This is a genomic window from Pseudomonas sp. NPDC096925 (genome assembly GCF_044762545.1).
In the GTDB taxonomy this organism is placed as follows: domain Bacteria; phylum Pseudomonadota; class Gammaproteobacteria; order Pseudomonadales; family Pseudomonadaceae; genus Aquipseudomonas.
On record NZ_JBIWEM010000003.1, the window covers coordinates 470,663 to 483,602 of the forward strand.

Genomic DNA, 12,940 nt, shown 5'->3' on the forward strand with positions numbered 1-12,940 from the left:
TACGCGGCGCAAGGCCTGGGCCCGACACATGCCCAAGATCGATGATTGATCCACACATATCATTCATCGTGATAATAACCTTCGGCCCGTTCGATTCGTGCATCACGCGCAACACACTCACACTCCGCCCACTACTAATACATTGGCGGAGTTCTCCATGGAACAATCACTCAAACCCTTGCGCTTCCCCCTCGCTGCCCTGGCAGTGGTGGTGATCAGCGCTTGCGGTCGAACCCCCGACGCGGTGCAGGCTCCCGCCGCGCCGAAGGTCAGTGTGGCCAAGGTGATCGAGCAACCGATCAACGAATGGGATGAGTTCACCGGCCGCCTCGAAGCCCCGGAAACCGTCGAGGTGCGGCCACGGGTCTCCGGCCAGATCGACCTGGTAGCCTTCACTGAAGGCGCCCAGGTCAAGAAAGGCGACCTGCTGTTCCAGATCGACCCACGCCCGTTCCAGGCAGAGGTCCGCCGCCTCGAAGCCCAACTGCAGCAGGCCAAGGCCACCGCCATCCGCAGCGCCAACGAAGCCCGCCGTGGCGAACGCCTGCGTGACAGCAACGCCATTTCCGCAGAACTGGCCGAATCGCGTAGCAGCGCCGCCGCCGAAGCCCGCGCCGGGGTCGACGCGATCCAGGCCCAGCTCGACCTGGCACGCCTGAACCTCAGCTTCACCCGCGTTACCGCCCCCATCAGCGGCCGTGTCAGCCGCGCACAGTTCACCGCCGGCAACATCGTTACCGCCGATGTCACCCCGCTGACCAGCGTGGTTTCCACCGACAAGGTCTACGCCTACTTCGACGCCGACGAGCGCGTGTACCTCAAGTACACCCAGCTGGCCCGCGAAGGGCAGCGTGGCCAGAGCACCCCGGTGTACCTGGGCCTGACCAACGAAACCGGCAACCCGCACCTGGGCCAGATGAACTTCGTCGACAACCAGGTCAACCCGCGCACCGGCACCATCCGTGGCCGTGCGGTGTTCGACAACAGCGACGGCCAGTTCACCCCGGGCCTGTACGCACGCCTGAAACTGGTGGGCAGCGCCCAGTACCAGGCCGTACTGATCAACGACGAAGCCGTAGGCACCGACCTTGGCAAGAAGTTCGTGCTGGTCATGGACAAGGACAACAAGGCCGCCTACCGCGCCGTGGAGCTGGGGCCGAAGCTGGAAGGCCTGCGCATCGTGCGCAGCGGCCTGGGCAAGGACGACCGCATCGTGGTCAAGGGCCTGCAGCGCGTGCGCCCTGGCTCACCGGTCACCCCGGAAGAGACACCGATGGCCAGCGAACAGACCCTCGCCGCCCTCGCCCAGCAGCGCCAGGCCCTGGAGGCCAGCAACCCGGCGCCGAAGGTGGCGGGCAACAACGTGAAAGTCGCCAGCGCCCAGGCGCCACGCGGTTAAGGGACCACACCGATGAACTTCTCGAAATTCTTCATTACCCGGCCGATCTTCGCCGCGGTGCTGTCGCTGGTGCTGCTGATCGCGGGTTCGATCTCGCTGTTCCAGCTGCCGATCAGCGAATACCCCGAAGTGGTGCCGCCCACCGTGGTGGTGCGCGCCAACTTCCCCGGCGCCAACCCCAAGGTCATCGGCGAAACCGTCGCCGCGCCGCTGGAACAGGCCATCACCGGTGTGGAGAACATGCTGTACATGTCCTCCCAGTCCACCGCTGACGGCAAGCTGACCCTGACCATCACCTTCGCCCTGGGTACCGACCTGGACAACGCCCAGGTGCAGGTGCAGAACCGCGTCACCCGGACCCAGCCCAAGCTGCCCGAGGAAGTGACCCGCATCGGTATCACCGTCGACAAGGCCTCGCCCGACCTGACCATGGTCGTGCACCTGACCTCACCGGACAACCGCTACGACATGCTCTATCTGTCCAACTACGCCATCCTCAACATCAAGGACGAGCTGGCGCGCCTGGGCGGCGTGGGTGATGTGCAGTTGTTCGGCATGGGCGACTACTCGCTGCGTGTATGGCTGGACCCGAACAAGACCGCTTCGCGCAACCTCACCGCCAGTGATGTGGTAGCTGCCATCCGCGAGCAGAACCGCCAGGTGGCGGCTGGCCAGCTGGGCGCCCCGCCCGCCCCGGGCTCGACCAGCTTCCAGCTGTCGATCAACACCCAGGGCCGCCTGGTCAATGAGGAAGAGTTCGAGAACATCATCATCCGCGCCGGTGCCGATGGCGAAATCACCCGCCTCAAGGACATCGCCCGGGTCGAGCTAGGCTCCAGCCAGTACGCCCTGCGTTCGCTGCTGAACAACCAGCCGGCAGTGGCCATTCCGATCTTCCAGCGCCCAGGCTCCAACGCCATCGAGATCTCCGACGAAGTACGGGCGAAAATGGCCGAGCTGAAGAAGGACTTCCCCGAGGGCATGGACTACAGCATCGTCTATGACCCGACCGTGTTCGTCCGTGGCTCCATCGAGGCCGTGGTGCACACCCTGTTCGAAGCGCTGGTGCTGGTCGTGCTGGTGGTCATCCTGTTCCTGCAGACCTGGCGCGCCTCGATCATCCCGCTGATGGCCGTACCGGTATCGCTGATCGGTACCTTTGCCGTGATGCACCTGTTCGGCTTCTCGCTCAACGCGCTGTCATTGTTCGGCCTGGTCCTGGCCATCGGTATCGTGGTGGACGACGCGATCGTCGTGGTGGAAAACGTCGAGCGCAACATCGGCCTGGGCCTGAAACCGCTGGAAGCCACGCAAAAGGCCATGGGCGAAGTAACCGGGCCGATCATCGCCACCGCCCTGGTGCTGTGCGCCGTGTTCGTGCCTGCTGCGTTCATTTCCGGCCTGACCGGGCAGTTCTACAAGCAGTTCGCCCTGACCATCGCCATTTCCACGGTCATCTCGGCGTTCAACTCCCTGACCCTGTCGCCAGCCCTGGCTGCCGTACTGTTGAAGGACCACCACGCGCCGAAAGACCGTTTCTCGCGGTTCCTGGAAAAACTGCTGGGCAGCTGGCTGTTCGCCCCGTTCAACCGCTTCTTCGACCGCGCCTCCAACCGTTACGTCGGTGGCGTGCGCCGGGTCATCCGCTCCAGCGGCATCGCCCTGTTCGTGTATGCCGGCCTGATGGGCCTGACCTACCTGGGCTTCTCGTCCACCCCGACCGGTTTCGTACCGGCCCAGGACAAGCAGTACCTGGTGGCGTTCGCCCAGCTGCCTGACGCGGCCAGCCTCGACCGCACCGAAGCGGTGATCAAGCGCATGAGCGAAATCGCCCTGAAGCAGCCTGGTGTGGCCGACTCGGTAGCCTTCCCTGGCCTGTCGATCAACGGTTTCACCAACAGCCCCAACAGCGGCATCGTGTTCACCCCGCTCAAGCCGTTCGACGAGCGCAAGGACCCGAGCCAGTCGGCGGCGGCCATCGCAGCTGCACTGAATGCCCAGTTCGCCGACATCCAGGACGCCTACATCGCGATCTTCCCGCCCCCGCCGGTACAAGGCCTGGGCACCATCGGCGGCTTCCGCCTGCAGATCGAAGACCGCGGCAACCTGGGCTACGAAGCGCTGTACAAGGAAACCCAGAACATCATCGCCAAGAGCCACAACGTGCCGGAGCTGGCGGGCCTGTTCACCAGCTACCAGGTCAACGTGCCGCAGGTCGATGCCGCCATCGACCGGGAAAAGGCCAAGACCCATGGCGTGGCGATCACCGACATCTTCGACACCCTGCAGGTCTACCTGGGCTCGCTGTACACCAACGACTTCAACCGCTTTGGCCGCACCTACCAGGTCAACGTCCAGGCCGAGCAGCAGTTCCGCCTCGATGCCGAGCAGATCGGCCAGCTGAAGGTGCGCAACAACCTTGGCGAGATGATCCCGCTGGCGACCTTCCTCAAGGTCAGCGACACCTCCGGGCCGGACCGGGTGATGCACTACAACGGCTTCATCACCGCCGAGATCAACGGCGCCGCGGCACCGGGCTACAGCTCCGGCCAGGCGGAAGCTGCAATCGAGAAGCTGCTGAAAGAGGAACTGCCCAACGGCATGACCTTCGAGTGGACCGACCTGACCTACCAGCAGATCCTCTCGGGCAACACCGCGCTGTTCGTGTTCCCGCTGTGCGTGCTGCTGGCCTTCCTGGTGCTTGCTGCCCAGTACGAAAGCTGGAGCCTGCCGCTGGCGGTGATCCTGATCGTGCCGATGACCCTGCTGTCGGCCATCACCGGGGTGATCGTGTCGGGTGGTGACAACAACATCTTCACCCAGATCGGCCTGATCGTACTGGTAGGCCTGGCGTGCAAGAACGCCATCCTGATCGTCGAGTTCGCCAAGGACGAACAGGCCAAGGGGCTCGACCCGCTGGCTGCGGTACTGGAAGCCTGCCGCCTGCGCCTGCGGCCGATCCTGATGACCTCGATCGCCTTCATCATGGGTGTGGTTCCGTTGGTGTTCAGCTCCGGCGCAGGCTCGGAAATGCGCCATGCCATGGGTGTGGCGGTGTTCTCGGGGATGATCGGCGTGACCGTGTTCGGCCTGTTCCTGACCCCGGTGTTCTTCTTCCTGATTCGCCGTTTCGTCGAGCGTCGCCAGGCCCGCAAGGCCGAACACGTTCAAGTGCTGGAGAACCATGCATGAACCTGCTCAAACCCTTGACCCCGAGCCTGCTGGCGTTGGCCCTGGCGGCCTGCGCGGTAGGCCCGGACTACCAGGCGCCGGCCACCGAGCCCGCGCAGCTGGCCAGCGATGTACAGGCCAAGGCCTACGACCGTAGCCGCTTCGAAAGCCTGTGGTGGAGGCAGTTCGACGACCCGGTGCTGAACCAGCTGGTGCAGGCTTCGCTGGACGGCAACCGGGACCTGCGCGTGGCCTTCGCCCGCCTGAAATCGGCCCGTTCGATCCGTGAAGACGCCGAGAACGATCAGTTCCCGGTGGTCACCAGCCGCGCCAGCAGCGACATCGGCAAGGGCCAGATCCCCGGCCAGACCACGCAACGGGTGAACAGCGAGCGCTACGACCTGGGCCTGGACATGGCCTGGGAGCTTGACCTGTTTGGCCGCATCCAGCGCCAGATCGAAGCCAGCGAAGCCCAGGAAGCGGTGGCAGCGGCCGACCTGCAGCAGTTGCAGGTCAGCCTGATCGCCGAGCTGGTCGATGCCTATGGCCAGCTGCGCGGCGCGCAGTTACGCGAGAAGATCGCCCTGGCCAACCTCAAGACCCAGCAAGAATCGCGGGCCATCACCGAAACCCTGCGCGATGCCGGCGTGGGCAACGATCTCGATGTGGTGCGTGCCGATGCGCGCCTGGCCGGTGTTGAAGCCACCGTACCGCAATTGCAGGCGGAACAGGCACGCGCGCGGCACCGCATCGCCACCCTGCTCGGTCAGCGCCCGGATGCACTTGGCGTCGACCTGTCGCCCAAAGCCCTGCCGGCGATTGCCAAGGCGTTGCCGGTGGGTGACCCGGGTGAACTGCTGCGGCGCCGCCCGGACATCCGCAGCGCCGAACGCCAGCTGGCAGCCGCCACCGCCAATGTTGGCGTGGCCACCGCCGACCTGTTCCCCCGTGTCAGCCTCAGCGGCTTCCTTGGCTTTACTGCCGCCCGCGGCTCGCAGATAGGCTCCTCGGCAGCCAATGCCTGGGCGCTGGGCCCAAGCATCACCTGGGCCGCCTTCGACCTGGGCAGCGTGCGCGCCCGCCTGCGCGGTGCCAAGGCCGATGCCGAAGGGGCGCTGGCCAACTATGAACAGCAGGTATTGCTGGCCCTGGAAGAATCGGCCAACGCCTTCAGCGATTACGACAAGACCCAGCAGCGGCTGTTGTCGTTGATGCGCCAGAGCGACGCCAGCCGCAAGGCGGCGGAACTGGCCTCGATTCGCTATCGCGAGGGCACGGTGGACTACCTGGTGCTGCTCGATGCCGAGCGTGAGCGGCTGAGCGCTGAAGATGCGCAAGCCCAGGGTGAGGTCGAGCTGTACCGCGGCATCGTCTCGATCTACAAGGCCCTGGGTGGCGGCTGGCAACCGGAGACTGTCGCCAGCGCGCACTGATACCCCCGTTTCAACGACTCCTTTGGTTGGCTCCTCCCCCAACCGTTTGCCCCGCAGGCCTTGGTCCGCGGGGCTTTTTTATGTTTTTGGAAGTGTGTTTCGGGGTGGGTGTTCGCCACAATATTTTCATTGCCTGTGAGACCGTGCGCCGCGCGGGCGGCGCTCGATTTATGCCCCACCGCAAAACCCGAGGCAGGCGCCACGCAACCCTCACTCGGTTGCATTTACCCCCCAGCTAGCCCAAGCTCTGCCCTTCCCGCCGCCACGGATCATCCGATGCCCAGACGCAACCGCTACCTGATCGCCCTGCTGCTGTTGATCCTGGTATCGGCCCTGTTCGGCTACCTGTGGCGCGACGCCCCGTCAGCACCGCCAACCCTGCCTGCACACAGCTACGCCAAGGCCCTGCGTCAGGCCCATGACGGCCAGCCCGGTGCCGCCCGGGTGCTGTACCAACAGTTGCAACGCACCGACTTGCCCGCCATCCGCCGCGCGGCGCTGTACGCCGAGTTGCCCAACTACCCCTCGCCGCAGGCATTGAAACTCGCCCGTCAGGACCTGGAGCATGCCGACCCGCTGGTGCGCCGTGCTGCCATTGCCGGTATCCGACGCCTGCTGCCGGCAGCGCAGCGCAGCCTGGTACTCGGCCCGCTGCTGGACGACGACGAGCAAAGCGTACGCTTTGCCGCGGTAGATGCCCTGCTCGGCCTTGCCCCCGATGACATAGGCCTGTATTTCGGCCCGCTACAGGTTGCCTTGGAGCAATACCAGCAGGCCCTGGAGCAACAACCCGAGGATGCCGACGCCCAGGTGCACCTGGCGCGCCTGTACCTGCACGAAAACGACTTCACCCAAGCCGCCAACGCCCTGCAACGAGCGCTGGCCGTCGCCCCCGGCAACCTCGACGCATTGGCTACCCAGGTACGCCTGCTTGAGCGCCAGGGTCATCACGACGCTTCGCGCCAGGTGCTGGGCAAAGCCTTGGCGCTGAGCCCCGATTCAGCCTTTCTGCAGTACGAACTGGGGCTCTGGCTGATCCGCCACGAACAGCGCGAATACGCCTTGCTGGCCCTGTCCCGTGCCGTCGAGCTGGACCCGGACAACACCGACTACCGCTATACACTGGCAGTCACCCTGCATGAACTGGAACAACTCGACGCCGCGCAAAAGCAACTGGAAACCGTGCTAAGCCGCCAGCCGGCCAATCGCCGGGCACGGGTATTGCTGATCCAGTACTGGAAGGAAACCGGCCAGTTGCAGAACGTGCAGGTGCTACTGGCCGAGCTGGAGCGGCAGAACCCGGACGATCCCGTGCTGCAACAGGGCCTGTAGGCAACGCCCGAAATTTGTTGAACCCTGGGACTGCGCCCAAGGTCCAGTGGATATCAGACCACCTTGCAGGAGAATCGTTTTGGCCAGTTCGTTGGCGCTGGACGAACGCGTGTTGATCCTGGCGCCCCCGCCTTTAGCCGCGGATACTGCTCGCCTGCTCGCTTGCGCCGGCATCGACAGCCTGTGCGCGATCGACCTGGCCAACCTGCAAGCCTGCCTGGCCGAAGGCGCAGGCCTGGCGATCATTGACGAGCAAGTGTTCAACCAGGGCCCAAGCGCATTGCTGCAGGCATTCATCGACCAGCAACCGAGCTGGTCGGACCTGCCCATCGTGCTGCTCAGCCAGGGCAAGCAAGCGGCCATGGGCTCGACCAACCATCCGGTGGGCAACCTGGTACTGCTGGTTGCCCCGTTCGAAAACGCCCAACTGCTGCACATGGCCCAGTCAGCCCTGCGCAACCGGCGCCGGCAGTACCTGGCGCGCGACCAGTTGCTTGACCTGCAGCAACGCCTGGACGCCCAGACCGCGCCTGCGGGCGAAGACCACGAGCGCAGCGAGTTCGCCCGCCACCAGACACGCAAGATGGAAGCCATCGGCCAACTGGCCGGGGGGGTCGCCCATGACTTCAACAACCTGCTCACCAGCATTGGCGGCAGCTTCGAGCTGATCGACCGGCGCCTGCGCCAGGGCCGCAGCGATGGCCTGGACACCGTGCTGCGCATGGGCCGAGAGGCGGTGTCACGCGCCACCCACCTGACCCACCGCCTGCTGGCCTTCTCTTCCCGGCAATCGCTGCACAGCCAGCAGGTCGATCTGCACGGCCTGCTTCAGGCAAAGCGCCTGAAGGCCTGCCTGAGCCCGGCCGTGACCCTGCAGGTGCACATCGCCAAGGGCCTGTGGTCTGTCGAAGCCGATGCCCAGCAGTTGCAGGAAGCCCTCGACAACGTGCTGCTCAATGCCTGCGAAGCCATGCCCAATGGCGGCCAGCTGCGCATCGAGGCCACTAACCAGCACATCGGCACCGGGCAATTTGCCGGTGGCGCCCTGTGCGCCGGTGACTATGTGCACCTGCGCATCATCGATGACGGCCAAGGCATGGCGCAAAGCACGCTGGAGCATGCCTTCGAGCCGTTCTTCAGCACCAAGGCGATTGGCCAGGGCATCGGCCTGGGCCTGTCGATGGTGTACGGCTTCAGCAAGCAGTCCCACGGCCATGTCACCTTGCACAGCCAGATCGGCCAAGGTACCCGGGTGGACCTGTACCTTCCACGCCACGCCGGCAAGGCCCAGCCACCGGGCAAACCCGTGCAACCCACGCAACCCGCACAGCCCGTGGAAGGTAGCCGGGGCCATCACGTGCTGGTGGTCGAGGACGACCCGCATGTCCGCCAATTGCTGTGCCAGGCCCTGCGCGAGGATGGCCTCGCCTGCCACAGTGCCGCCGACGCCAACGAGGGCCTGAAGGTGCTGCGCTCGACACAACCGGTGGATTTGCTGGTTAGCGATGTCGGCTTGCCCGGCATGAATGGCCGCCAGTTGGCCAAGATTGCCCGCAGCCTGCGCCCCCGCTTGCCGGTGCTGTTCATTACCGGTTACGCGGAAACGGCAATGGCCCGCAAGGGCTTCCTGGAGGCGGGCATGCACCTGATTTGCAAGCCCTTCGAACTCAAGCAACTGCAGGCGCAGGTGACCCACATTCTGGGCAAGCCCTGAAACGTATTACGCCTCAAGCATGCGTAACGCCTGGTCGGCAAGGTCTGCCAGCGAGAACGGCTTGTTCATCAATGCCGTGCCCTGCTGTTCGAGCAACTGCGCTTCGATCGGCTGATCCGCGTAACCGGTGATGAACAGGATCTTCTGCTGCGGCAGCTGCATGCGCATGGCCTTGGCCACCTGGCGACCACTGAAACCACCCGGCAAGCCGATGTCGGTGATCACCAGATCGAACGGGCCGCCATGGCGGAAGCGCTCCAGCGCACTATTGGCGTCGCCCGCCTCAGTGACTTCGAAACCACGCTCGGTCAGGTACTCGCGCATCACCGCACGCAAACCGAGCTCGTCATCGACCAGCAACAGGCGTTCCCCCCCGGCCATGCGGTGCGAGCGCGGCGCCAGCGCGGGCGCCTCGGGTACCGGGTCATGCCACCTTGGAAAAAGCATGGAAACCTTGGTGCCCTGGTTTGGCGCCGACTCGATCCAGGCGTACCCCCCCGACTGGCCGACGAAGCCATACACCATCGACAAGCCAAGCCCTGAGCCACGCCCGATGGGCTTGGTGGTAAAGAACGGCTCAAAGGCCCTGGCAATGTCTACCGCCGACATGCCATGGCCATCATCCTCCACCTGCAAGGCAACGTAGTCGCCTGGCGGCAGGCCGTCCTCATCCGGAAAACACGTTTTCAACCGCTTGTTGACGGTACGCAGCGTGACATTGCCACGTTCCAGGCACGCTTCACGGGCATTGGCGCAAAGATTGATCAAGGCATTTTCAAGCTGGGAAACATCGAGGTTCACCGCCCACGGCGTAACATCCAGCTGCCAGTGCAAACGCATTTCGGCGCCCAGCGTACGCAGCAACAGGGGTTCGCTCAGCCGCAATTGCCGGTTGAAGTCCAGCGGTTTGGGAGCCAAAGGCTGATGACGAGAAAACGCCAGCAAGCGATGGGTCAGCTCCATGGCGCGCTGCACCGAGTCACGTGCCACCGCGACATAGGCCTCTACCCGCTCCAGTCGCCCTTCCTGCAGGCGCCGTTGCAGCAATTCGAGGCTGCCACCGATACCGGACAGCAAGTTGTTCATTTCATGGCCCACGCCGCCGGCCAACTGGCCAACCACCTCCAGGCGTTCGTTGTTGCGCATCAGGGCTTCGGATTGACGAGCAGCCTCTTCACGGTCCTCGGTGATGTCCCGGCCAACCGCAGTCAGCAGGGTGCCATCGAAGCGCGCGCTCCAGCGAAACCAGTGGTAATGGCCATCGCGATGACGCAGGCGGGTCTCCAACTGCTCGGTGTTGCTGTACTGCAGGAACCCGGACACGGCCACCTGTACTTCGGCGCGATCCGCCGGATGCACCAGTTCCAGTACCGGAACGTCCCGTACCTGCTCCTCGGCCCAACCCAGAATGCGGTACCAGGCGGGGTTAGCGGCATGCACCTTCAGCTCGGGAGTAACCGTCATCATCGCATCACGCGACAACTGCCAGAACTGCTCGCGCTCGGCCACATGCTGTTCGATCTGTCGCTCGAAGCCTTGCGCCTGCTCGCGCCAATGGTGGTAAGCCTCAATGCTCGCGGTGGTCTCGATCACCGTGTGCAGAAAGCCCGCCACGCTGCCCAGCTCATCACGAAGCGGCGCATAACCGAACGCACACCAAAACGGGTCCATGCCTTCGCCGCAGGCAATACGCAGTGGTGGGTCCTCGACAAAACTCGAGTGCCCTTCAAGCGCCTTGAATACCCAAGGCCCCATCGCCGGCCATACATCGCTCCACAGCGCATCGAAGGCCAGGCCCAATGCATCCAGGGCAACCGGCCGCAACGCCCGGTAGGCATCGTTGTGGACCACGCTAAGGTCCGGCCCCCAGACCACAGCACACGGGAACGGTGACAAGTGCATCATGTCGACGGCAATGCGCAACGAGGCCGGCCAGCGCGGCAATGGCCCGAGCGATGTGCGCCCCCAGTCGAAGCGTGCAATCCGCTCGGCCATCATGTCCGGCGCCAACACAGGCGCTTGCAGGATAACCTGCGGCGCAGGCTCGCGCGGCGTACCGTTTGCGACCACTATCATGACTCCAGCAGGGTTCAGGAAAGCGCACGGGCGCGCCCGTGGATGCCGTTCACGTTAGCACAACACACGCCACGCAATAATGGCGTACTCGCACCTGACAGCTATGCTCATTAGGTTTTCCCTCGGGCCAGGGAGCAACGGCCCATTCAGGTTGCCGACGGGAGCGTGGTCATGAGCAAGAAAATGCTGGTGGTGCTGACCAATACAGCCAAGTATCCGACCCTCAAGCGGGCTACCGGGTTGTGGCTGGGGGAAGCCGTGCACTTTGTCGAAAAAGTCGAAAATGCCGGCTACACGGTCGATTATGTCAGCCCGCAGGGCGGCTACGTACCCGTCGACCCGCACAGCCTGCAAATGGCCCCCGACCTGGACTGGCAGTGGTATGACGACAAGCGCTTCATGAGCCGCCTGGGCAACACCTTGAGCCCTGGCCAGGTGAAAGCCGAAGAATACAGCGTCATCTACTACACCGGCGGGCACGGGGTAATGTATGACTTTGCCGACAATCAGCCGCTGCAAGAGCTGGCACGCCGGGTCTACGAGAACAAGGGCATTGTCGCTGCGGTCTGCCATGGTGTTGTCGGCCTGCTGAACATCAAGCTCAGCGATAACAGCCTGTTGCTGAAGGACCGTCAGGTGACCGGTTTCTCCAATACCGAGGAAAAGCTGGTGGAACTGGACAAGGTGGTCCCTTTCCTGACGGAAAACGAGCTGGGCGCCCGCGGCGGTAACTACAGCAAGCATGATGACCCGTGGCAGCCGTATGTGGTTGCCGATGGTCGGCTGATCACCGGGCAGAACCCTGCCTCCACAGAATTGCTGGCCGAGAAAGTGCTCGCGAAACTCAAGGGCCGCTAGCGGCCTACGCCGGGCTTTCGGATTTCCCATAACGCGCACTGCACCCGGCCTACAGCCGGCCGGTCATTGAATACATAGGCTCAGGGTTCAACTGTTCACCACGAACAGTTTCGGACCGGAGAGCAATTGGCCTATGTCGAAAATCATGCACGCCGGGCGCAGCTTGCTGGAACTGCTGCTGCTCATCGCCTTGGGCCTGGTGCCCGTGGTTTCAGGGTTGCTGGTGATGGTGTTCCAACTGGAAACGAAACTCGCGGAAAACGCGAACATTTCGGTCCAGGAGGCAGTTTTCAGCGTTGATCAAGCGCTGGACCGCATGCACGAAACCGCTCTTCAGGCCCTGCCCCTTGCGGGCAAACCTTGCAATGACGTCATCGGCACGTTGCGGGACCAGGTGGCCAGCCGCTCCATGGTGCGTTCGCTGTCCCTGCTCAAGGACGACCAGGCCTACTGCAGCACCACCTCGGATTCACTGGCTGAGTTGTCGGCCTTTGCCCTGTCCGGCCGCCAGGTCGAACTGGCCTACGGCCCAGGGTCAGTGGCCAATAAATTGCTGGTCAACTTTTACCTGGGTGGCAAGGACAACGGTGTCATAGTGACCGCCTATGCCATGCAACTGCGCAACGAGCTGGACGCTTTTCAGGATGGCTTGACGCTGCTGCTGGCGTTTGGCGACCGGTACATCTGGAGCCACGGAGACAGCCGCGACAGGCAACGTCCCTCTCAGTCCGAGTTCACTGCAAGCGCGCATTCGGCCAAATATGGATATCAGGTCAAGGGTGGCTACGCCCAAGGCTATACCGCTCGGGAAGCCCGCCAGTCGATGCTGCAAATCATGCCTTCGCTGATGCTGGTGGGGATCGTGACAGGCTCGATTGTCTATCTGACCCTGTTCAGGGCGCGGGTCAACCGGCGTGGTACCGCCGCCAACCATGCATGACGGCGGCGGTACTCCAA

8 protein-coding genes are annotated in these 12,940 nt (G+C 63.9%); 7 read left to right on the forward strand and 1 reads right to left on the reverse strand.

What is annotated here, in order from left to right:
- The first annotated feature begins 157 nt into the window (after window positions 1-157).
- From mexE to ACIQYU_RS12640, 5 genes are all read left to right on the forward strand, one after another.
- Window positions 158-1,399, forward strand: a complete 1,242-nt coding sequence (gene mexE / locus ACIQYU_RS12620; protein ID WP_046614310.1) for a multidrug efflux RND transporter periplasmic adaptor subunit MexE — start codon at window positions 158-160, stop codon at window positions 1,397-1,399.
- 12 nt (window positions 1,400-1,411) lie between these two features.
- Window positions 1,412-4,591: an efflux RND transporter permease subunit gene (locus ACIQYU_RS12625; RefSeq protein ID WP_207832575.1), complete on the forward strand. Its 3,180-nt coding sequence runs from the start codon at window positions 1,412-1,414 to the stop codon at window positions 4,589-4,591.
- A complete protein-coding gene (locus tag ACIQYU_RS12630; protein ID WP_207832574.1) occupies window positions 4,588-6,003 on the forward strand; it encodes an efflux transporter outer membrane subunit in 1,416 nt (471 codons plus the stop codon). The genes ACIQYU_RS12625 and ACIQYU_RS12630 overlap by 4 nt, the downstream gene beginning before the upstream one ends.
- A 276-nt stretch (window positions 6,004-6,279) precedes the next feature.
- On the forward strand, window positions 6,280-7,335 hold the full coding sequence (locus ACIQYU_RS12635) for a tetratricopeptide repeat protein (RefSeq protein ID WP_207832573.1): 1,056 nt from the start codon (window positions 6,280-6,282) through the stop codon (window positions 7,333-7,335).
- A gap of 79 nt (window positions 7,336-7,414) precedes the next feature.
- Window positions 7,415-9,049 carry a response regulator gene (locus tag ACIQYU_RS12640; protein ID WP_402800137.1) on the forward strand — a complete coding sequence of 545 codons (1,635 nt, stop codon included), beginning with the start codon at window positions 7,415-7,417 and terminating at the stop codon, window positions 9,047-9,049.
- Window positions 9,050-9,055: 6 nt separating this feature from the next.
- Here ACIQYU_RS12640 and ACIQYU_RS12645 read toward each other — a convergent pair whose 3' ends face one another.
- Window positions 9,056-11,125, reverse strand: a complete 2,070-nt coding sequence (locus tag ACIQYU_RS12645) for a response regulator (protein ID WP_402800140.1) — start codon at window positions 11,123-11,125, stop codon at window positions 9,056-9,058.
- 171 nt (window positions 11,126-11,296) lie between these two features.
- Between ACIQYU_RS12645 and ACIQYU_RS12650 the strand changes: the two genes are divergently transcribed.
- Both ACIQYU_RS12650 and ACIQYU_RS12655 read left to right on the forward strand, forming a co-directional pair.
- Window positions 11,297-11,983 (forward strand): type 1 glutamine amidotransferase domain-containing protein, encoded by a 687-nt coding sequence (locus tag ACIQYU_RS12650; RefSeq protein ID WP_233687667.1) that lies wholly within the window; start codon window positions 11,297-11,299, stop codon window positions 11,981-11,983.
- A gap of 133 nt (window positions 11,984-12,116) precedes the next feature.
- Entirely contained in the window at window positions 12,117-12,923 is an 807-nt protein-coding gene (locus ACIQYU_RS12655) for a CSS-motif domain-containing protein (RefSeq protein ID WP_207832569.1), read from the forward strand.
- The last annotated feature ends 17 nt before the right edge of the window (window positions 12,924-12,940 follow it).